Source organism: Exiguobacterium sp. PFWT01 (genome assembly GCF_018255795.1).
Taxonomy (GTDB): Bacteria; Bacillota; Bacilli; order Exiguobacteriales; family Exiguobacteriaceae; genus Exiguobacterium.
The window spans coordinates 1923626-1945435 of record NZ_CP073755.1 but is presented as its reverse complement, the minus strand read 5'-3'; the positions used below and the strand labels follow the sequence as shown (position 1 = coordinate 1945435).

Here is a 21810-nt window from a genome sequence, read left to right as displayed (position 1 = left end):
AGTGTGAAGCTAACGTGGACCCTGTGCCCTCGTCAAGTTTAATTCTATATGTAGTTCTCGTCATGTTGTCAGCGTTTTTCTCATCAGCAGAAACGGCGCTCTCGAGTGTGAACCGGGTCCGGATGATTCGGATGGCGGAAGATGGCGACAAAGCCGCAAAACGTGTCCTCAATCTCGTCGACCGTTTTGATGATACGCTCTCGACGATTCTCGTCGGGAACAATATCGTCAACATCGGTGCAGCGACCGTCTCGACCGCCATCGCCACGAGCATCTTCTCAGGCGGGACAGGTCTCGTCATCTCGACGTTTGCGACAACGGTCATCATTTTGATATTCGGTGAGATTTTGCCGAAATCACTCGCCAAAGAGTTTGCGGAGAAGTACTCGCTTCTGATTAGTGGAATCCTTGTATTCCTCGTCAAAGTCCTCAAACCGGTGACGATGATTTTTGGCGGTTTGAAAAAATTAGTGCTACGTCTGTTCGGGATGAGTACGAAAGAACCGTCAGTGACGGAAGAAGAGTTGAAAGTGCTCGTCGATATGGGAGAAGAGGAAGGTGTGCTCGGAGAGACGGAAGCTGAGCTCGTCCATAGCGCCTTTGCCTTCAACGATATTACGGTCGACGATGTGCTGACGCCACGAATCGATATTCTGGCCGTCGACATCGACGATTCGCTCGATGAAATCAAAGACACGATTTTCAGTGGTGGACATTCACGTTTGCCGGTCTACAAAGACTCGATCGACAACGTCATCGGTGTCTTGTCGGAACGTGATTTCTTGCGTTCGATGATGAAGGATGAAGTGACGGATGTCCGTTCGCTCATCCGCCCACTCACGTACGTGTCACCGCAGACAAAATTGATTGAACTACTTCCGATTCTCCAGCAGAAACAATCTCACATGGCTGTCGTCCTCGATGAATTCGGGGGCACGGCGGGTCTCATTACGTTAGAAGACATGCTTGAGGAACTCGTCGGCGACATCTGGGATGAGCACGACGAATCCGTCGTCTATCTCAGACGTCTCCGTGAAGGGGTCTATGAGTGTATGGCTGACATGAACGTTGATGAATTCGCAGAAGAGATGGGGATTGCAGAACCAGACGTGGATTCCAACACGATGGGCGGTTGGTTCGTTGAATTGCTCGGCGACATTCCGGAGAAAGGTGCACAAGTCACGTATCAAGACATGACGTTCACCGTTCTCCATGTGGAGAAACGCCGTGTCCGGAAACTGTTAGTGGAGACTGGACAATCTCAGCAAGAAGACATGCAAGAAGCATAAACAAAAGGGATGATTCGCACATGGCGGATCATCCCTTTTTGCGTCATACGGATTGGCGTTCAATGCGCTCAATCAGTTCATATGGTCGTACTTTATAAATGGCGTAAGGCATATAGGTCGGGTCCATGGCATCGAGGAAGCGCATCTGGAAATGCTCGCGTTTGATGTAGTCGCCGACGTTGCTTGCGTCAACTTTATAGAATCCAACTTCCTGTGTCTCGCCAGCCTGCGGTCTGAGGTCCCCTGATACATAAGTGGCGCGGAAGGTGACACAGAGGACGCGGGACGAAACGTTTTGATAAATCCCAGTGATCCCTTCTACTTTGATTTCCGCACCGGTCTCTTCGCGCACTTCACGATGGATGGCATCCACGATGGACTCATGTTCTTCCACTTGTCCGCCAGGCATCTCGAACGAGTCGTTCCGATGCATGTTTTTGACGAGGAGAACCTCACCCGCTTCATTCGTGATATACGCTGTCACACAAACAATCGCACGCGGCGGCGTATAGTGCCCGGTCGGCATCATGAACTCTTCGCTTGACTTGATATACAGCTCTTTTCCGAGGCGAGCCCGCTGTTTCATGGCGTCTCGTCGCAACGTACTGCCACGATAATCCCGTTCGACTTGCTCATAGTGTTCACGGTCCCGATATTCCCATAGTGCCATGACCTCGGACTTGTCTTCGGTCACCCAGCGTCCGACGAGACGGGCGCCATGCGACGCCTGGATCGGGTAAATGTATGTATGGAAAAAGTCGGTGAATTCTTGCAGGCGTTCAGGTCGAATCGTATACGTCTTACGGCGATGGAACATGATGATTCCTCCTTTTTCGTTGTGCGGTGTCCTATATGTGTGACCGCGATTCGCTTACATGGTTCTTATTCGACAGATGTGAGCGTTTCCCTTTCCAACAAAAAAAGAATCAGCTCCAGTTAAGCTGATTCTTTCACACGTTTTGGTTGCTGACGAACATGTCGAACGATGAGGACGATTCCGACAGCAAGAGCCAAGAAGGGGATGACATCGTCCATGAAGTGACCGATCATGCGCCAGTTGCTACCAAGCATCATCCCGACATGGATGAAAAGGAATGACCAGACGGCGAAAATCAAGGTCGTCACCGACAAAAACTTACGGAACGATAGACGCATCACCCCGGCGCTCACGGCGAACAGTTGCCGCCAAAAGAGACTGAGGCAGACGATCCATGCCCCGTATTTCTCAAACCAGCGCTCGGCCCGGAGTTGCTTGTCTTGCCGAATTCGAAAATACCGATACAGTTTGAGCGCGACGGGACGCCCACCATATCGACCGATCCAGTACAGACCGATTTGGCTGAGCGTGAAGGAGACCCACGCCAGTAGGAACGTCAGGAAGAAGGGCGCGTCATGCGAGTCGACGAGGAAGCCTCCGTATGCGAGAACGAGTTCGTTCGGGATGAATTGAACCAAGATACCGATGGGAATGCTGAAGACCCCACAGACAGCGAGTAGATGCTCGAGGACGTTCAAGACGTAGCCCTCCTTTCAAATGATTTCAGGAAAGATGTTCCATCCATCAGTATAACGGACATGACTGAAAAGAAAAAGAAGAGATGTCACATATTCGTGACGTCTCTTCAATCTAATTCGGAGACGAGAATCCCGAGGCGGTCCAATTCTTTCACCGCAGCATCGATTGCCTCTTTATGGTCTGATTCGAGCGTATGGATATGGAAACCACCCGTCAACTGGGAGAGTGGGGAAGCCCCATGCGTCTTCACACGTTCGAGGAAGGCACGGACGTCGCGGCGACTCTTCACCATGAGTTGTCCCGTGATGGACCCGTATACAGGATGGTCGATGATGACGTCTTTGATGGTGACCCCTTCATCGACGATGGCGTTCATCTCCGCCTCCATCTCTTCTGCCGTATGACGACAAGCTACCTTTTTCGAATAGGTGGATGGGGTGAGGTCTCCGTGCAAGTAGACGTACCCACGAGCGGTCGCAACGATTTGATGACCTTTCGCTTTTAGTAACGATAGGTCTTGGACGATGACCTGGCGACTGACGGATACATGTCTTGCCAGTTCAGATCCTGTGATTGGCTCATTGCTCGATTCAATCAATTGTAATAGTGTGCGACGGCGTTCTTCACCGGCTAAACGTTTGTTCATGATGTTCGACTCTCCTTGCTAAAATGACGATGGCATCGGCGAGGGCCGATGTGTCTTCGGCGGTCGTATGCGCGCCGAAGGAAATGCGGACGAGTCCATGACAGGCGCTCGTCTCATATCCGAGTGCCTCGAGCATGCGATTTGGTCCATTTTGACCTGCTCGACATGCCGACCCAGCCGATACTTGGAATCCGAGATCGTCGAGCTCGGTCATCCACCATTGTCCGTCGCGTTGATGGGAGACGAAGGAGAAAATGGCGGGACTTTGTTCATCAAACTCGAGCCAATGGACATGCGCTGACGTCTTCTCTTTCAAGATAGCACGAAACGCCATGAAATTTCTCTGAAAACGTGTCAATTGTTCCTGACGTTCTCCGAGTGCTTTTGCAAAGGCACTGATTCCAGGAACGTCAATCGTTCCGGGACGAATCCCGTATTGATGATGCCCCGGATAGTAAGGGGGAGGAATCAGACGTTCCATGTAGAGGGCGCCGACTCCTTTCGGTCCACCTACCTTGTGGGCACTGAACGAATAGGCATCGATGCCTTCGACAGAAATCGGGATTTTCCCGAGTGCCTGGACCCCGTCCACATGGAAGAGGATTTTCTTATATTTCAAGAGGCATTGGATGTGGTGGAGCGGTAACACCCAACCCGTGTCGGAATTGACGTGCTGGAGCGTGACGAGCCCGATGTCACGATCGAGTAGGTGGGTGAACGCATCTAAATCAAACTTCCCATCCTTCAGTTTCAACCGATGAACAATTATCCCTTCCCGTTCCCATTCTTCAAGTAAGAGGGCGACGGAATCATGCTCATGCCAAGACGTGATCACCTCTTTGCCCTTCATCCGTTTACGCAAGCTTGTCAGGGCGATGTAATTGCTCTCCGATCCACTTCCAGTGAATAATAATTTTCCTCGTAACATATCAAGCCCGAGCGCCTGTTTGATCAAGCGTCTTGCCTCTGTCAAATAATCTTCTGCCATATAACCTTGGGTATGGAGTGATGATGGGTTCCCATAAACGTTTTTGGCCATCGCCACGTAATGGTCTAATGCTGCATGCGTCATCGGGTGTGTAGCGGCGTAGTCGAAGTAGCGGTTCATCATGGACTCCCCTTTTCTCATGTTGTCTTCTACACAAAATTATGCGAAACTAGTTTACAAGTCAACATTACATATGAAAAACAGGTGATGTACAAGTGTCTTTACACATAGAGAAAACTGACATTTTGATTATCGGAACGGGACTTGCCGCCGTCGCGACGGCTTTGCATCTACCAACATCATTCTCTGTTCTTCTCGTCTCGAAAGGTGAGATGACAGAGAGCAACTCCGATTTGGCACAAGGCGGGATTGCGAGCGCGTATCTTGAGAAATCGAGTACGGCCCATAAAGAAGACACGTTGCTCGCCTCTAAAAACACATCGTGCGCTGAGCGAGTCGACATTCTCGTAGAAGAAGGTCGTCAAGCGATTGAAGAAATAGAACGATTCGGTGTCCGGTTCGACCGTGAAGAGGGCGGCTATGCCCTCGGACGTGAAGGCGCGCATCGATTGAATCGAATCTTTCATGTCGGTGGCGACGAGACTGGACGTCATGTCATGAGGCAATTGCGTCAGTCGATGCCCGATAACGTGAATGTATTGGAACGGATGCTCGTGCACGATCTCATCACGAAAGACGGGAAAGTCGTCGGTGCGATGGCGTTTCGGGATGAAGTGCCCATTCGAATTGAAGCCGGCGCTGTCGTATTGGCGACAGGTGGCATCGGTGGGCTGATTGATTGGACTTCAAACGCGCGTACCGTGACCGGTGACGGTCTCGTTCTGGCAAATCGATGTGGGGCCAAGCTGACACATTTACAGCGGATCCAATTTCATCCCACCTTACTAGCGACCGACGAGCCTCATCTCGTGACCGAGGCACTCAGGGGAGCCGGAGCGACGCTCGTTGATGACGAAGGAAACCATGTGATGGCGCATCATCCGCTCGGAAGTCTCGCGCCTCGTGATGACGTGGCGCGGGTACTGACGGAACGAATGGGAACGGTGTATCTCGATACGACAAACGTGACACGGCTTCGTGAACGGTTTCCAAAACTTGCGTTGACATGTGACAGGCTCCAAATCGATCCTCGCCGCATTCCGGTACGTCCTGGCCTCCATTTTCATATGGGTGGAATCGAAGTGGACGACATGGGACGGACAGACGTTGACGGATTATATGCCGTCGGTGAAGTGGCGGATGCGGGCATCCATGGGATGAATCGTTTGGCCTCGAACTCACTTTTGGAATGTTGGGTGTTTGGAAAACGAGTCGCGCGGGCGGTGCGATTGAATCAGACGACCACGGCGACGAAGGAGACGTTGGTGTACGACATCTCACCTGTGGCATTTCAAGCGTTACGTGCTCAAATTGGAAGATGGTTGACGATTTCACCAAGTCTTGATGAATTGAAAGGTTTCTTACAAAATACCCAAACGTTGACCATGACGAAACACGTGACAAGACAATTAAGTGAACAAACTTTACAACTCGATGCGGCGCGTCTTCTCGCGCAAAGCATCCTCGAAATGGAGCGGAATGATGAATACGATATACCTACGCGAACAGCTACGTCAGTTCTTGATTGAAGATATCGGGTATGGGGACCTATCGAGTGCGCTGATTGATGGACAGGACGAGTCGGTCGCAACGATTGTCGCCAAAGAACAAGGCATTTTCTGTGGGAAACCGATCGTAGAAGAGCTGGCAACCATGCAGCGGCTTGAATTGGTCTCTTGCCAAGAAGACGGGAGAGTGGTGACCCCTGGAGACGAGCTCATCGTCTTGAGAGGGAAGACGCGCGCGATTTTAGAGACTGAGCGCGTACTGTTGAATGTCATCCAACATACGAGTGGGATTGCGACGATGACACGACAGTGCGTGGACGCGTTACACGATGACTCGATTCACGTGACCGATACACGTAAGACGACCCCGGGACTGCGGATGATTGAAAAGTACGCCGTACGTGTGGGCGGGGGATACAATCACCGTCTAAGACTCGATGACGCCGTCATGATCAAAGACAATCATATCGTCGCACTTGGTGGCGTGACGAACGCAATTCAAGTCGCACGAGAACGTGTCGGCCATACGACCCCGATTGAAGTTGAGGTCGAGTCGTTCGAACAACTGATGGAGGCGGTTCAAGCCGATCCGGACATCGTGATGCTTGATAATCGGACGCCAGATGAATTGAGAGAATGGGTCCGTCATATACCGACGCACATCAAAATTGAAGTGTCTGGTGGCATCACGCTCGACACGATTGACGATTATCGAGGCATTCGCATCGATGTCATCTCGCTCGGGCAATTGACTCATTCGGTACGCGCGTTCGATTGCAGTTTGAATTTACAAGGAGGAATGAAAGATGCAACTACTCGGAACACTCCCACCGACGTACGCTAACCTGTCGGTGGAGGAGATGGAGACTCGGATTCAGGCGGTCAAAGACCGACTCGGGACGCGTCTCTTTTTACCGGCCCATCATTATCAAAAAGACGAGGTCGTTCAATTCGCGGACGCGACAGGAGATTCGCTCCAGCTCGCACGGCTCGCAGAACAGATGAGCGAAGCCGAATTCATCGTCTTTTGTGGTGTCCACTTCATGGCAGAGACGGCGGACATGTTGACGCGGGACGACCAGATTGTCGTCTTACCTGATATGCGTGCCGGCTGTTCGATGGCAGACATGGCTGATATCGATCAGACGGAGATTGCTTGGGAAGAACTGACGGAACGATTTGGAGAGGACATCATCCCGATTACATACGTCAATTCAACAGCGGCCATCAAAGCGTTCGTTGGGCGTCACGGCGGGGCGACCGTTACATCGTCGAACGCCCATGAAATCGTTCGGTGGGCGCTTGAGACAGGTGAACGCATCTTGTTCCTTCCCGATCAACATCTCGGGCGGAACACGGCGTATGATCTCGGCATCCCACTCGAGGCGATGGCTGTTTGGGATCCGCTCCGTGAAGAATTGGTCTCAGAAGGCGATGACGATCAAGTGAAAGTCATCTTATGGAAGGGACACTGTTCTGTCCATGAGAAGTTCACGGTATCGCAAATTCAGGCGTTCCGTGAGCGTGAGCCGGATCGTCGCATCATCGTCCATCCGGAATGTACATTTGATGTAGTCCAGGCTGCAGACGAGGCGGGATCGACATCGTATATCATCGACAAGATTGACGGGAGCGCACCGGGGACGAAATGGGCGGTCGGAACGGAGATGAACCTCGTCAACCGTCTAGCGGCGACGTACCCACACCTCGATATCGTTTCATTGAACCCGTTCATGTGTCCGTGCCTCACGATGAATCGAATCGACTTGCCACATCTACTGTGGGCGCTCGAGTCGCTCGAGACGGACCCTGTGAACATCATTCGCGTCGATCATGAGACGACAGAGTTCTCGAAACGTGCACTTGAACGAATGCTTGCACGGTAATCGCTTCAGGACAGGTAAACGCCTGTCATGAGACTGTAGACAAAGTATAGGTCTTATGCCCAATCCGGGCACGGCTCGCTTTCCTAGGAGCAAGCAGGGCACCGGAAGGACGAGTTCGAACATGTTATTTGTCAACAAGCTGAGGACAGGTAAACGCCTGTCCTTTTTTCGTGTCGCCCATTATGGTACAATAAATGCAGTTTTTCCGACCGAAAAGGAGAGTACACCGTGATTGAATTCGTAAAAGGACCCGTCGCCTATGTGTGTGCGGAATATATAACGTTAGATGTCTCGGGCGTCGGCTACAAAGTACATGTGCCTAACCCGTTTTTTTATCGTGAACAAGACGAACATGTAATCGTGTTTACGCATCATTACGTGCGAGAAGACCAACAGACGTTATACGGTTTCCGTTCACGTCGCGAGCGTGAGCTGTTCAATAAACTCCTCAGCGTGAGCGGGATCGGACCAAAAGGTGCGCTTGCCATCGTCGCGTCCGGCGATATCGACGCGTTGATCGATGCGATCGAAACCGAGAACGAGAAATATTTGACGAAGTTCCCGGGAGTCGGCAAGAAGACGGCCAAACAGATGGCGCTCGACTTGAAAGGGAAGTTATCCGTGCTCGCACCGGATTACGTGCCGAACGAAGGGTTGTTCGCCCAAGGTGCATCTGAACTCGATGAGGCGTGTGAGGCGCTCGTCGCGCTCGGCTACTCCGAACGGGAAATCGCAAAAGTCCGCAGTGCTTTAAGCGGAGAAATCTTGACGACCGACGCGTACATAAAACGCGCGCTACAGCTGTTACTGAAATAAGGAGGAAGCTATGGACGAACGATTGTTGTCACAATCTCATCAGCAATATGAAGACTCTGAAGAGTGGAGCTTACGTCCGCAGCGCTTCGAGCAATATATCGGGCAAGAAAAGGCGAAAGGCAATTTGTCCGTCTTCATTCAGGCCGCCAAACTTCGAAATGAGACGCTCGACCACGTGCTCTTATACGGTCCCCCAGGACTCGGGAAGACGACGCTCGCCCAAATCATCGCCAACGAGATGGGTGTCGGGATCAAGACGACCGCCGGCCCGGCGATTGAACGACCGGGTGATTTGGCCGCAATCCTCTCGACGCTCGAACCGGGAGACGTCTTGTTCATTGACGAGATTCACCGCTTGAGCCGGACGATTGAAGAAATCCTTTATCCGGCGATGGAAGATTACTGTCTCGACATCGTCTACGGGCAAGGCGAGATGGCACGAAGCGTCCGCATCGACCTACCACCGTTCACGCTCGTCGGGGCGACGACGCGGGCCGGGATGTTGTCGGCACCTTTACGTGACCGTTTCGGCGTCACGTTGAAGCTCGAATATTATGAAACACATGAGTTAGCGGCCATCGTCAGCCGGACGGCCCAGTTGTTCCGCCTCCCCATCTCACCTGAGGCGAGCGGTGCGATTGCGAAACGCTCACGAGGGACGCCACGGATCGCGAACCGTCTCTTACGACGTGTCCGTGATTTCGCACAAGTGGCTGGTACGAAAGAAATCGATCCCGTGCTCGCATCCGATGCGCTCGACCGGCTACACGTCGATGCGCTCGGACTCGATGAAGTCGACCATCGATTGCTTCGGGCCATGGTGGAGCGGTTCGGAGGTGGACCGGTCGGGCTTGAGACGCTTGCCGCGACCATCGGTGAGGATGCTCAGACGATTGAGGATGTCTATGAGCCCTATTTATTACAACAAGGATTCTTGCAGCGCACGCCGCGAGGACGGATGATCACACAGTTTGCCAAGTCGCATTTTGGTTATGAAGAGGAAGAGGAGTAAGGTATGCAAGACATTCAATTGAACGTAAACGATTATGATTTCGAATTGCCAGAAGAGTTGATCGCGCAAGTCCCATTGCTCGATCGGACGAGCTCACGCTTGCTCGTATTAGACCGCGAGACAGGGGACATCGAACATCGTCATTTCCGTGACGTGCTCGATTACTTGAACGAAGGGGATGCGCTTGTCGTCAACGATTCGCGCGTCTTACCGGCACGTCTCTTTGGGGCGAAACAAGAAACAGGCGGGAAAGTCGAACTGCTCTTGTTGAAACAGACGGAAGATGATGTATGGGAAGCGCTCGTCAAACCGGCGAAAAAAGTTCGCGTCGGATCCATCGTCGAGTTCGGGGACGGTCTTCTCCGTGCGGAATGTGTCGAGGAACTCCCAGAAGGCGGACGTCGTTTCAAGTTTGACTACGACGGCATCTTCTATGAGATTTTAGATGAGCTCGGAACGATGCCGCTCCCACCGTATATTCGCGAACAACTCGATGACCAAGACCGCTATCAAACGGTCTATGCCCGTGAACGAGGCAGTGCGGCCGCTCCGACAGCCGGTCTTCATTTCACCGAGGAACTGCTTGAAGCAGCGAAAGCGAAAGGGATTCGGTTAATCCCGCTCACGCTTCACGTCGGCCTCGGGACGTTCCGTCCGGTGACGGCTGATTCGATCGAGGAACATACGATGCATAGTGAATATTTCGAGTTGTCGGCTGAATCGGCATCTGCGCTTCGGGAGATTCGAGCGAATGGCGGTCGCATCTTCGCGGTCGGCACGACATCAACGCGAACACTCGAGACGATCATGCGAGACCATGGGGACTTCGTCGAGTCATCGGGCTGGACGGATATCTTTATATACCCGGGTGTCGAGTTGAAGGCGATCGATGGATTGATCACGAACTTCCACTTGCCTAAATCGACGCTCGTTATGCTCGTCTCGGCGTTCGCGACGCGCGACATCATCTTACACGCTTATCGGACTGCGGTCGCAGAACGATACCGCTTCTTCAGCTTTGGAGACGCGATGCTCATCACGAGGAAGGAAGTAACAAAATGACAAAACATGCAGTCACATACGAACACATCCACACATGCAAACAGACCGGAGCGCGGCACGGAATCGTCCATACGCCGCACGGGTCGTTCGAGACACCGGTCTTCATGCCGGTCGGGACGCAAGCGAGCGTCAAGACGATGGCACCTGAACAGGTCAAGGCGATGGGTGCGAACATTATCTTGTCGAACACGTATCATCTTTGGGTTCGTCCAGGACACGAGGTCATCAAACAAGCGGGTGGTCTTCATAAATTCATGAACTGGGACGGGGCAATCCTCACGGACTCGGGTGGATTCCAAGTGTTCTCACTAGCCGACCTCCGAAACATTCAAGAGGAAGGCGTACATTTCCGTAACCATTTGAACGGTGACAAGTTGTTCTTGTCACCAGAAAAAGCGATGGAGATTCAAAACGCCCTCGGCTCTGACATCATGATGGCATTCGACGAGTGCCCGCCTTATCCGGCGACACATGAATATATGAAAAAATCGGTCGAGCGGACGAGCCGTTGGGCGGAACGTTGCCTCGAGGCACACGAACGTCCAGAAGACCAGGCGCTCTTCGGCATCATCCAAGGTGGAGAATATGAGGACCTTCGTCGTCAAAGCGCCCAAGACCTCGTCTCACTTGATTTCCCAGGATATGCGGTCGGTGGTCTCTCGGTCGGTGAACCGAAAGACGTCATGTATCGTGCCCTCGAATTCACGACGCCGCTCATGCCAGAGAACAAACCACGCTATTTGATGGGCGTCGGCTCACCGGATGCGTTGATCGAAGGGTCGATTCGTGGAATCGACATGTTCGACTGTGTCCTTCCGACACGAATCGCACGTAACGGAACGCTCATGACGTCGAAAGGTCGCGTCACCATCAAACAAGCGAAATATAAGACGGACTTCGGGCCAATCGATGAGAAGTGTGACTGCAACACGTGTAAGAACTACTCGCGTGCGTACGTTCACCACTTGATTCGAGCGGATGAGATGTTTGGTCTTCACTTGTGTACGACACACAATCTTCACTTCCTCGTGAAGTTGATGGAGCAGGTTCGTCAAGCGATTCGTGAAGACCGCTTGCTCGATTTCAAAGAAGAGTTCTTTGAAGAATACGGATACAACAAGCCGAACGCAAAGAATTTCTAAGCAATCATGTCGGACATTGTGTGACAATGCTTCAGTTTCACGGTATAATGAACCTGATATTGAAGGAAAGGGTGAATGTTACTCATGGAAACAATCGTTGCGTTATTACCAATGATCTTGATTTTCGTCGTATTTTACTTCCTTTTGATTCGTCCACAGACGAAACGCCAAAAAGAAGTACAAGCGATGCAAAACGCCCTCGAGCGTGGCGACAACGTTGTCACAATCGGTGGTTTACACGGCGTCGTTCATCAAATCGAAGACACACATGTCGTTTTGAAATGCGATCAATCGCTTCTCCGCTTCAACCGAAGCGCAGTTGCGGAAGTCGTGAAAAAAGCGAATGCCTCATTTGAGGAATAAGCAAGTAAGCGTCTGACCGATACGGTCAGACGCTTTTTTGTGTCGATAGAAGTTGGGGGAGGATCCTTCGAGCGGCCTCTTGTCCGCCATAGACGGCTCTTGCGAACGGACCGATGATCAAATCGGCGTAAGGGCCTGTCAAATAGAGACCAGGTGCCCACTCGAGCTGCTCAGTTAAAACCGGAGTTCCGCATGGAGTGAGGGGGAGGTTGAATTGTTCCATCAAGGGCTGAAGAAATGTCTCATTCACAGGATGAGGTCGAATCCCGGTACAACAGACCATTTCTTCGCCGGAAAGCTTGTCACCATTCACAAATAACGAATCGTCTTTTCGTTCTACTTCTCCGATTAGATGTGTGATGGCATTCGATTGAATTAATCGTTTCACCTTTAATACGAGATCATTCGGGGCGGAACCTGGCTTCCGTTCCCGGACGAGGAACGAGCGCTTTGTCGTCCAATCGTCCTTTAGTCGATGGAAGCGATCAAGTCCTTTTGGTCCCATGAACTGTCGATCGGCGTCAAATTGACTCACTTCGAGCGGACGTCTCGTCACAAGGGTGACACGGTGACCTTGTTTGGCACGCTTCACCACATAATGAAGTGCCGTGATGCCACCGCCGACGATGATCACTTCATCTGATTCGTTCGACGGGTCTTTCATGAAGACATGCCGACAATGTTCGTCAGTCCACTCCGGCAACACGACATGTCCAGATTGCCCGATGGCGACAATGACCGCATCGGCCGTGATGAGACGACGGTCCGTTCGGACATGATAACGTGCCTCGTCTTTTCGAACAGTCAGCACACGCTCATCTCCGAGGAAACGTTCTTGAAGACGATAGTCGTTCCATGACGTCTCGGCATGGTCGTTGAACAGTTCGAGCGAAGGACGTCCGAACGTATCTTTGAAATGATTAGAACGATAGGCATAGCGCGAAGCGAACTGCTTCAGCGCATGAGGGTTCGAAGAAACGTGATGCACTCGGGTCGAACGCAGATGCGACATGGAGATGGATGCCGTTTGTTGTTTCCAGTTCGCTAACGGGTCAGTGAGTCGATCGACAATAATCAAATCCTCTAAGCATCCGCCTTGTTCCATATATGAGATGGCGAGGGTCATTCCGTGGACACCAGCACCAATGATTAATAACTTTGTATGTTCCACAATCATAAAGAATCCTTTCAAAACGTAATAATTACGATTTAAAGTATACAAAGATGGCTTCTTTTTGTCAAAACGAATCGGATTCAAAATTTATCCACCTCATTTCGAAAAATCGATTTGATTAGTGAAAACGTTTGCATTAATGTCAAGTTGAGAAGAAATCCGAGATGAAGGAGAACGAATAACATGGACGTGAAACGATTGATTAACCCGATGAAGAAGTGGAAAGGCTGGACCATAAAACGAAGTGGTACGAAACAGAAAGGACGCTCGTCCCTGAGACGACGGATGTCCATTGCACTCATTCCGACGATCATTGCGCTCGTCATTGTCGGCACGCTCGGATCTTATCAATTGAGACAATCGACTGCCGCTTATGACCGGGTCCTCAGTGAAGGCATGCAGGAGATGCTGCTTGCGGAGAATCTATCACTAGCGGTGACGGATGCCGAACGTTATTTGAACTACTATATGCTTGTAGCCAATCCGAAGACGCTCATCAGTCTCCAGGGTGTTCAAGAACAACGAGACGAATTGATGGCTTCGCTCAAGGCATCTTCTTCAGATGAGAAAATTTTGTCTTGGTTGGGCGATTTGGAGAAATTTAATGAGCTACTAGACCGTGAGATGAACCGTGCCGTCGAACTTCGTCAACAACAAGACGAAATCGGCTATAAGACGGTGCTCAATACAAGTGTGACACCGACGACGGACCGTGTTCGGATGACGGTGACCGACCTTGTTGAATACAAGGACGAACTCCTCGCATCCGAGACGAAAGCTGTACAGGCTGAAGCGGAGAGTTCAATCCTCTGGATGCTCATCATCAGCATTGGCGGTGTCGTGATTGGAATTCTGTCTTTACTTGCCTTACAGCGCCTCTTCTTAAAACCGATCAATCGACTTGGTCGTCAGGCACGCATCATGGCAGAAGGGGATTTGACGGGAGAAGATATCGAGGTCGCCTCTAACGATGAACTAGGAGACCTCGTAACGGCATTCAATGAAATGAAGCATAACCTGGTCGGCTTGATTCGTCGGGTTGGAGAAGCGTCGGACAAGGTGACCGCTTATTCTGAAGAACTTTACGCAAGCACAGACCATGTCGCGACAACGACCCAAGGCGTCTCGCGATTGTTCGAAGAGATGAACGTGGCTGCGCAAGGATCCTCGAAGCGAGCGGAAGAAGGAACGATTGGCGTCAATCAAGCGGTCGATGGATTGAATCAAATCGCTGCGGCATCGCAAGGTGTGAATGAGCAGACGATACATACACTCGAGGCGGCGAACGGTGGACTCGAGACCGTTCAATTGGCAGAGAAACGAATGCAAGAAATTCGACGTGCCAACGAGCTCACCCAACAGATGGTGAACCGTTTATCGAATCAGTCGCTTGAGATTGAAAAGATTACCCGTTCCATCACGGCCATCACGGAACAGACGAACTTACTTGCTTTAAATGCGGCGATTGAAGCGGCACGTGCGGGTGAACACGGAAAAGGGTTTGCCGTCGTCGCGGCAGAAGTGAGAAAGCTCGCTGAGGAATCGAAGCAATCCGCCATTCAAATCCAGACCGTCGTCCGTGACATTCAACGTGACACGGAACAAGTCGAATCGGCGTTCGAAGAATCGAGCGTACATGTGGAGAACGGGGTATCACAAATGGGAGAAGTGGCTGAGGCGTTCCGGGAGATCGTGTCGGTCATTGAAGAGACGTCGCGTCAAATGAGTGAGATTGCGGCAGCGACAGAGGAAGTGAGTGCCAACACGACTGAAGTTGCTGTCTCTGTTGAAGATATGTCGACGAACGCCGTTTCGACACAGCGTAGCGTCGAAGAAGCGGGCGCCAATGTTGAGGAACAGCTGGCAGCCATTCAAGAGATCAACGGTATCGCTGAAACGATGAGTCACATGTCGTCTGAATTAAAAGATGTCGTTCATGTGTTTAAAACGACTTAACAAATGCCCTGACGCGCGCGTCAGGGCATTGCTCGTTACATTAATAGGATTAGACTCGTCGCCATGACGATCATGCCAGCAACCATTCCGTACATGGAATGATGGGCATGTCCGTATTCACGGGCGGCAGGGAGCAACTCGTCAAGCGAGATGAAGACCATGATGCCACCGACCGCCGCGAACAAGAGTCCGAAGACGGTGTCGCTCAAGAACGGCATGAGTAACAAGAATCCGATGGCCGCTCCAGCTGGCTCGGCAAGCCCTGACAACATCGAAAGCTTGAACGCCTTCTTCCGTGAGCCCGTCGCATAATAAATTGGGACGGAGACGGCAATCCCTTCCGGAATGTTGTGTAGGGCGATGGCGATGGCGATGGCCACGCCGACGGCTGGGTCATCTAGTGCCGAGATGAACGTCGCAAGTCCTTCAGGGAAGTTGTGAATCCCGATGGCGAGTGCCATGAAAATCCCCATTTTTTTAAGTCGATTTTGTACTTCTGGATGGTTGATTGGAGCCGCTTCATTTGTCGTCGTCGTTGCGAGTTCATGTGTTGTCGGGTCATTCTGCATCGACTCAACGAACTTGACTTCGTGTGGATTCTCCATTTTCGGAATGAACTTATCGATCATGCCAATCAAGAACATTCCACCGAAGAATGCGAGGACGGTGTAAATCGTTCCCGTATACTCTCCGTGGGCGCCGACGAGTTCCTCGAGCGCCTTCGGGAAAATCTCGATGAACGATACATAAATCATGACGCCTCCGGAAAATCCAAGCGAGATGGAGAGGAATGCCGTGTTCGTCCGTTTCGCAAAGAATGCGATCATACTCCCAATCCCTGTCGCAAGCCCTGCGAACAAGGTGAGGAGAAACGCGAAAATAATTGTGCTGTCCATGTGGAAAGACTCCTTTGATGTTGTGATGTTAGCTACATCATACATGAAGTTTTGCCCTTGTGCAACATTTAGTCTTATACGCAAATTCAGTCAAACAATCTGTGAAGGTCGTTACAATTTTAGGAAAATGATTGATAAATGTTTAGAAAATTTGTAATGTTAACGAGAGAAGTTTTTATCAAGAACAGTGGTTTAGAAAGGAAATAGTCGTATGTACAAAAAAGGCAACATTGCGATTTTTGCAATCATCATGATTGCGACAATCCTGCTCGCAGTGTTCACGACACCATGGGTCGTCAAGAACACGAACCTCGGACTCGACTTAAAAGGTGGATTCGAAGTTTTGTATGAAGTACAACCGCTCGAAGACGGCGACGTCATCGACGAGTCGGCGATGAATGCAACCGTTCGCGCCATCAATAACCGAATCAACGTCCTCGGAGTTTCTGAACCGGACGTTCGAATCGAAGAAAACAATCGCATCCGTGTCCAGCTCGCGGGCGTATCGAACCAAAACGAAGCGCGCGAAGTTCTCTCGTCTACGGCACAATTGACATTCCGTGACGTGAACGACAACGTCTTGCTCGATGGGAAAGACTTGGCGCCGCGTGGGGCAGCGCTCAGCTACAACCAACAAGGACAACCGGTCGTTGAGTTGACGCTTCAATCGGCTGACAAGTTTGGTGAAGTGACATCCGAGATTGCACAACTTCCAGCTCCTGAGAACCGTCTGGTCATTTGGCTCGACTATGAAGAGGGCGACACATATGAGGAAGAAGTTCAAAAAGAGAACTCGAAGATTGTGTCAGATGCTTCGGTAACGAGCCCGATCTTATCGGATAAAGCCATCATCTCAGGTGGTGGAATTGACGCGGAAAGCGGTCAACGCCTTGCGGACATCTTGAACGCAGGGGCGCTCCCGGTCAAACTTGATGAGATTTACTCGACATCTGTATCGGCCCAGTTCGGTCAAGATGCTTTAGAAGAAACGGTATTTGCCGCAACAATCGGAATCATCGCTGTATTCCTCTTCATGTTGTTCTTCTATCGTCTCCCAGGACTCGTGTCGATCATCACGCTTGTTCTGTACATCAACTTGATCATGTTGTTCTTCAACGGAATCAATGCGGTCTTGACGCTCCCAGGGATTGCGGCACTCGTCCTCGGGGTCGGTATGGCAGTCGATGCGAACATCATTACCGCGGAACGAATCAAAGACGAGCTCCGCTCTGGAAAATCGGTCTTATCGGCATTCCGTGCAGGTAACCGTCGTTCCCTCAGTACGATCATCGATGCCAACTTGACGACGCTCATCTCGGCTGCGGTCTTGTTCTATTTCGGACAAAGCTCGGTCAAAGGGTTCGCCGTCATGCTCATGATCTCAATCGGGATGACGTTCATCTCGAACGTATTCATCTCACGTTATTTGATGCACCTCCTTGTCTCAAGTCGTCTGTTCGACAAACGCAAAGGATGGTTTGGTGTGAAGGAGAGTGAAATCCGTGAACTTTAAGCTTACTGAATGGAATTACGTGAAACATATGCGCACGATGTTCTTGGTTTCGACGGCAATCGTCGTTCTCGGAATTGGTCTCTTGTTCTTCCGTGGGTTGAATCTCGGAATCGATTTCGCTTCAGGGACACGTGTGGAGATATTAACGGAAGAACGTGTATCGCAAGAAGAATTCACGAAAGCGTTTAACGATGCCGGAGTTGACCAAGAGATTTCAAGCGTCCAATATGCAAATGAAGGTCGCTTGGCATACGTGACGTTCGTCGGTCAATTAGGGCAAGAGGAAGTCGCGAACGTCAAGACGGCGTTCACCGAACAGTTCGGGAACGACCCGAATATCAGCACCGTCTCGGCTCAAGTTGGTCGTGACTTGGCGAAAAATGCTTTGTATGCGGTAGCCGTCGCTTCGATCGGGATTATTCTCTACATCACGGTGCGTTTCCAATTCTCATATGCACTTGCAACCGTTATTGCAATGTTACACGATGCCTTCTTCATGATCGTCGCGTTCTCGCTCTTTGGAATCGAGGTCAACTTGTACTTCATCGCCGCGGTCTTGACCATCATCGGTTACTCAGTCAACGATACGATCGTAACGTTCGACCGGGTCCGTGAGAATATCATTTCGTATGAGAAAGAACGAAAAATCAAGTCGATGGACGTCTATGAGTCGATCATCAACAAGTCGATTCAAGAGACAATCGTTCGGTCCGTGAATACGGTCATCACAGTACTCGTTACAGCCATCGCCTTGTATGCGTTTGGGGCAGAGTCGATTCGTAGCTTCTCGCTCGCACTCATCGTCGGACTTTTCATGGGGATGTATTCTTCGATCTTTATTGCATCGTATTTATGGCTCCTCATCAAGCGAACGACAATCAACAAGAAAAAAGATACGCCGGTCACAGAGGCGTAACAAGTGGGTCTCCCTTCAATCGGGAGACCTTTTCAAATGTCAAGACGGCACATCTTTCACGTGGTCTGCTATAATCTACAATTGATTGGAGTGAAGGACATGTACCATTCGAAGAAACAGTGGCTCTATCCGGAAACGAATCCGGCCGATGTCACGCGTTTACAAAACGAATTAAATATATCAGCACAACTGGCGACGTTGCTCGTTCAGCGTGGTCATCAAGACGTAGAAGCGGCCAAGGCATTCTTGTATGCCGAGGATGAACTCGTCTTTCATGACCCGTATTTGTTTGAACAGATGGAGAAAGTCGTCACCCGCATCAAACAGGCAGCAGACGATGGGGAAATGGTGCTCATCTATGGTGACTATGATGTCGACGGGGTCAGTGCCTCATCTGTCATGTGGCATGCGTTGACCGAAATCGGTGTCATGGCCGAGTGTTATATCCCAAACCGTTTCACTGAAGGATATGGACCGAACAAAGAAGCGTTTCAATGGGCGGCGAACGAGGGATTCACTTTGGTCATCACGGTGGACTGTGGAATTTCCGGGATTGAAGAAGCCACACTCTTAAAAGACCTTGGCGTCGATTTGATCATCACGGACCACCACGAGCCAAAAGAGACATTGCCGGACGCCTATGCAATCATTCATCCACATATCGACCCGGGATATCCATACGATAAACTCGCTGGTGCGGGAGTCGCTCTCAAAGTGGCGCACGCCGTTTTAGGGAGAATGCCGGAAGAACTCCTTGATTTGGCCGTCCTCGGAACGATTGCCGACCTCGTCCCACTCGACGGAGAGAATCGGTTGCTCGCGAAGAAGGGGATTGCTGCGCTCGAGGCTTCAAAACGTCCAGGTATTTTAGCGTTACGTGAAGTGTGTGGTCTCGGTGACAGCGTGTTGAACGAAGAATCAGTCGGTTTCGCGTTCGGTCCACGCATCAATGCCGCGGGTCGACTCGATTCGGCGATGCCGGCACTTCAAATGCTCCTAGCCGAACATGTGGAGGAAGCGCTCGAGCTCGCGAAACAGCTCGATAAGCAAAACAAAGAACGTCAAGACATCGTCAAGACGATTGCTGCTGAAGCGAAAGAACTCGTTGAAGCGTCGATGACCGAGGACCGTGTACTCGTCGTGGCGAGTGAGAAGTGGAATCCTGGCGTTGTCGGGATTGTCGCATCTCGTCTCGTCGAAGCGTACTATCGTCCAGTCATCCTCCTTTGCCACGACCCTGAGACGGGTAAGGCGAAAGGATCGGGTCGCTCCATCGATGGATTTGACCTCTTCAAGGAACTTTCGAAGAATGAAGATATTTTGCCACACTTTGGCGGACATCCAGCTGCGGCTGGGATGACCCTTCAGTCGGAACATGTCGCCGAACTACGAGAGCGACTGAACCGTCAGGCGGAGTCCATCCCGGATGACGTGTTTGTACCACGAGTCAACGTCGACTTGAAACTCTCCGTTAACGACGTTTCGCTCGACTTGATCTCAGAGATTGGAAAGCTCGCGCCATTTGGTATGGGGAATCCATCCCCTCGCGTCGTCGTCGCAGATGCGAAACTGCGTGATATTCGCCAAATCGGACGTGACGCCACCCATTTGAAAGTACAGCTCGCAGGAGACAAGCGTGAGCTCGATGGCATCGGATTTGGATTCGGACACGTTGTTTCAGAGATTTCAAAGATGGCTCATATCTCGGTGATGGGGAGTCTTCAAGTGAACGAATGGAATGGGATGCGCAAGCCTCAGCTCATGATACAAGACTTACGCGTCGATGACTTCCAGGTGTTTGACTATCGTGGGAAGAAAAAATCGATGCAAGAGTTGAAAGATTTGCCGAAAGAACAGACGTCATTTTTATCTTTCCAAGGGACGAACGAAGATTTTCCACTCCATGAAGGAGATGAACCGCTCAACCGTTTCGTCGTCCTGCTCGATCTTCCTGATGATGAAGAGGTACTCGCAGAGAAACTTCATGAAGGGGTCGAACGCATTTATTGTGCATTCGGTCAAGGAGACTCGTTCTTTGAACGTCTTCCGTCTCGCGAGGATTTCCGAACGTATTATGTCCATATGGCGACATGCGAACGGAAAAATCTTCGTGAAAACCTGATTCGTCTGTCAAAAGAGCGAAAATGGTCAAAAAATACGATTCAATTTATGCATCAAGTATTTTCTGAACTCGAATTTCTTGTTACAATGGAAGACGGACTGCCTGGAGTCAATCCAGAAGCACCGAAACGCGATTTGACCGAGGCGCCGTGCTATCAACGCCGGATTGGGCGCCAACAACTCGAAGAGCGTTTCGTATACGCGTCATTGGCGGAGCTCAAAGAGCGGTTACAATCGTTGCGATCGAACAAGATGCAGGAGGCATACACATAAAATGGATTTCAAACAGCATATTAAAGAAGTAGCAGATTACCCGAAGGAAGGAATCAGCTTCAAAGACATCACGTCACTCATGCAAAATGGCGAAGTCTACAAGAAATCGGTAGATGAGCTCGTCGCTTATGCACGTGAACGTGGAGCCGAGTTGATCGCTGGACCGGAAGCGCGCGGATTTGTCGTCGGTTGCCCGGCAGCATATGCACTTGAACTCGGGTTCGTACCTGTACGTAAAGAAGGAAAGTTACCACGTGAGACAGTACGTGTATCATACGGTCTCGAGTACGGAACAGACATCTTAACGATGCACAAAGATTCAATCCAACCTGGACAACAAGTCGTCATCTTGGATGACTTGCTCGCAACAGGTGGTACGATTGAAGCGACGATTAAAATGATTGAACAACTCGGTGGAGTTGTGGCGGGAATCGGGTTCTTAATCGAACTCGATGGACTTGGTGGACGTGAGCGTCTCGAAGGATACGACGTGTTCTCCCTCATCCGCTACGAAGACTAATTTGAACGGGAAGCGACATGCTTCCCGTTTTTGAATAGTTTTTAAGGAAAATAACCTACAACCTTTGACAGGTCGTCAGATTTTTTCGATAAT

Annotated in this window: 18 protein-coding genes and 1 pseudogene; 13 read left to right on the top strand and 6 right to left on the bottom strand. The window is 50.8% G+C overall.

Features of this window, described 5'->3' with window-relative positions:
* Positions 1-14: 14 nt before the first annotated feature.
* The gene (locus KD909_RS10060; protein ID WP_211781469.1) at positions 15-1289 is read left to right on the top strand and encodes a hemolysin family protein; all 1275 of its coding nucleotides are present in this window, start codon (positions 15-17) and stop codon (positions 1287-1289) included.
* 43 nt (positions 1290-1332) lie between these two features.
* On the opposite strand, the gene KD909_RS10055 is transcribed toward KD909_RS10060, so the two are convergent.
* From KD909_RS10055 to KD909_RS10040, 4 genes are all read right to left on the bottom strand, one after another.
* Complete coding sequence (locus tag KD909_RS10055) at positions 1333-2106, bottom strand: NUDIX domain-containing protein (RefSeq protein ID WP_211781468.1); 774 nt, start codon at positions 2104-2106, stop codon at positions 1333-1335.
* A gap of 119 nt (positions 2107-2225) precedes the next feature.
* Positions 2226-2804: a DedA family protein gene (locus KD909_RS10050; RefSeq protein WP_015881160.1), complete on the bottom strand. Its 579-nt coding sequence runs from the start codon at positions 2802-2804 to the stop codon at positions 2226-2228.
* A 107-nt stretch (positions 2805-2911) separates the two neighbouring features.
* The gene (locus KD909_RS10045; protein WP_015881161.1) at positions 2912-3451 is read right to left on the bottom strand and encodes a transcription repressor NadR; all 540 of its coding nucleotides are present in this window, start codon (positions 3449-3451) and stop codon (positions 2912-2914) included.
* On the bottom strand, positions 3429-4559 hold the full coding sequence (locus KD909_RS10040; RefSeq protein WP_047795495.1) for a cysteine desulfurase family protein: 1131 nt from the start codon (positions 4557-4559) through the stop codon (positions 3429-3431). The genes KD909_RS10045 and KD909_RS10040 overlap by 23 nt, the downstream gene beginning before the upstream one ends.
* A gap of 95 nt (positions 4560-4654) precedes the next feature.
* On the opposite strand from KD909_RS10040, the gene KD909_RS10035 reads away from it, so the two are divergent.
* From KD909_RS10035 to yajC, 8 genes are all read left to right on the top strand, one after another.
* Positions 4655-6088 carry an L-aspartate oxidase gene (locus tag KD909_RS10035; RefSeq protein ID WP_211781467.1) on the top strand — a complete coding sequence of 478 codons (1434 nt, stop codon included), beginning with the start codon at positions 4655-4657 and terminating at the stop codon, positions 6086-6088.
* Positions 6042-6911 (top strand): carboxylating nicotinate-nucleotide diphosphorylase, encoded by an 870-nt coding sequence (gene nadC / locus KD909_RS10030; protein WP_211781466.1) that lies wholly within the window; start codon positions 6042-6044, stop codon positions 6909-6911. The genes KD909_RS10035 and nadC overlap by 47 nt, the downstream gene beginning before the upstream one ends.
* Complete coding sequence (nadA, locus tag KD909_RS10025; RefSeq protein ID WP_211781465.1) at positions 6874-7953, top strand: quinolinate synthase NadA; 1080 nt, start codon at positions 6874-6876, stop codon at positions 7951-7953. The genes nadC and nadA overlap by 38 nt, the downstream gene beginning before the upstream one ends.
* 228 nt (positions 7954-8181) lie before the next feature.
* Positions 8182-8769: a Holliday junction branch migration protein RuvA gene (gene ruvA / locus KD909_RS10020; RefSeq protein ID WP_211781464.1), complete on the top strand. Its 588-nt coding sequence runs from the start codon at positions 8182-8184 to the stop codon at positions 8767-8769.
* A 10-nt stretch (positions 8770-8779) separates the two neighbouring features.
* Entirely contained in the window at positions 8780-9781 is a 1002-nt protein-coding gene (gene ruvB / locus KD909_RS10015) for a Holliday junction branch migration DNA helicase RuvB (RefSeq protein WP_211781463.1), read from the top strand.
* A gap of 18 nt (positions 9782-9799) precedes the next feature.
* On the top strand, positions 9800-10843 hold the full coding sequence (gene queA, locus KD909_RS10010; RefSeq protein ID WP_211782890.1) for a tRNA preQ1(34) S-adenosylmethionine ribosyltransferase-isomerase QueA: 1044 nt from the start codon (positions 9800-9802) through the stop codon (positions 10841-10843).
* Positions 10840-11985, top strand: coding sequence for a tRNA guanosine(34) transglycosylase Tgt (gene tgt, locus KD909_RS10005; protein ID WP_015881169.1), 1146 nt, complete (start codon positions 10840-10842; stop codon positions 11983-11985). The genes queA and tgt overlap by 4 nt, the downstream gene beginning before the upstream one ends.
* Before the next feature lie 84 nt (positions 11986-12069).
* The gene (gene yajC / locus KD909_RS10000; protein WP_211781462.1) at positions 12070-12348 is read left to right on the top strand and encodes a preprotein translocase subunit YajC; all 279 of its coding nucleotides are present in this window, start codon (positions 12070-12072) and stop codon (positions 12346-12348) included.
* Between the two features lie 25 nt (positions 12349-12373).
* On the opposite strand, the gene KD909_RS09995 is transcribed toward yajC, so the two are convergent.
* Positions 12374-13606: an NAD(P)-binding domain-containing protein gene (locus tag KD909_RS09995; protein WP_249199022.1), complete on the bottom strand. Its 1233-nt coding sequence runs from the start codon at positions 13604-13606 to the stop codon at positions 12374-12376.
* A gap of 99 nt (positions 13607-13705) precedes the next feature.
* On the opposite strand from KD909_RS09995, the gene KD909_RS09990 reads away from it, so the two are divergent.
* Positions 13706-15478: a methyl-accepting chemotaxis protein gene (locus KD909_RS09990; RefSeq protein ID WP_211781461.1), complete on the top strand. Its 1773-nt coding sequence runs from the start codon at positions 13706-13708 to the stop codon at positions 15476-15478.
* 35 nt (positions 15479-15513) lie between these two features.
* Here KD909_RS09990 and zupT read toward each other — a convergent pair whose 3' ends face one another.
* Entirely contained in the window at positions 15514-16374 is an 861-nt protein-coding gene (gene zupT, locus KD909_RS09985; protein WP_047795488.1) for a zinc transporter ZupT, read from the bottom strand.
* A 211-nt stretch (positions 16375-16585) separates the two neighbouring features.
* Here zupT and secD point away from each other — a divergent pair.
* From secD to KD909_RS09965, 3 genes and pseudogenes are all read left to right on the top strand, one after another.
* Positions 16586-18803: pseudogene (secD, locus tag KD909_RS15605) on the top strand (protein translocase subunit SecD).
* 99 nt (positions 18804-18902) lie between these two features.
* Positions 18903-21197 carry a single-stranded-DNA-specific exonuclease RecJ gene (recJ, locus tag KD909_RS09970; RefSeq protein ID WP_211781459.1) on the top strand — a complete coding sequence of 765 codons (2295 nt, stop codon included), beginning with the start codon at positions 18903-18905 and terminating at the stop codon, positions 21195-21197.
* Between the two features lies 1 nt (position 21198).
* Positions 21199-21717 (top strand): adenine phosphoribosyltransferase, encoded by a 519-nt coding sequence (locus KD909_RS09965; protein WP_015881175.1) that lies wholly within the window; start codon positions 21199-21201, stop codon positions 21715-21717.
* Positions 21718-21810 lie beyond the last annotated feature (93 nt).

Excerpts from the sequence above, each read along its gene's own strand:
- KD909_RS10055 (WP_211781468.1), bottom strand. The coding sequence starts at position 2,106 with ATGTTCCATCGCCGTAAGACGTATACGATTCGACCTGAACGCCTGCAA.
- KD909_RS10045 (WP_015881161.1), bottom strand. The coding sequence starts at position 3,451 with ATGAACAAACGTTTAGCCGGTGAAGAACGCCGTCGCACACTATTACAA.
- KD909_RS10040 (WP_047795495.1), bottom strand. The coding sequence starts at position 4,559 with ATGAACCGCTACTTCGACTACGCCGCTACACACCCGATGACGCATGCA.
- nadC (WP_211781466.1), top strand. The coding sequence starts at position 6,042 with ATGAATACGATATACCTACGCGAACAGCTACGTCAGTTCTTGATTGAA.
- nadA (WP_211781465.1), top strand. The coding sequence starts at position 6,874 with ATGCAACTACTCGGAACACTCCCACCGACGTACGCTAACCTGTCGGTG.
- ruvB (WP_211781463.1), top strand. The coding sequence starts at position 8,780 with ATGGACGAACGATTGTTGTCACAATCTCATCAGCAATATGAAGACTCT.
- tgt (WP_015881169.1), top strand. The coding sequence starts at position 10,840 with ATGACAAAACATGCAGTCACATACGAACACATCCACACATGCAAACAG.
- yajC (WP_211781462.1), top strand. The coding sequence starts at position 12,070 with ATGGAAACAATCGTTGCGTTATTACCAATGATCTTGATTTTCGTCGTA.
- KD909_RS09990 (WP_211781461.1), top strand. The coding sequence starts at position 13,706 with ATGGACGTGAAACGATTGATTAACCCGATGAAGAAGTGGAAAGGCTGG.
- zupT (WP_047795488.1), bottom strand. The coding sequence starts at position 16,374 with ATGGACAGCACAATTATTTTCGCGTTTCTCCTCACCTTGTTCGCAGGG.
- recJ (WP_211781459.1), top strand. The coding sequence starts at position 18,903 with ATGTACCATTCGAAGAAACAGTGGCTCTATCCGGAAACGAATCCGGCC.
- KD909_RS09965 (WP_015881175.1), top strand. The coding sequence starts at position 21,199 with ATGGATTTCAAACAGCATATTAAAGAAGTAGCAGATTACCCGAAGGAA.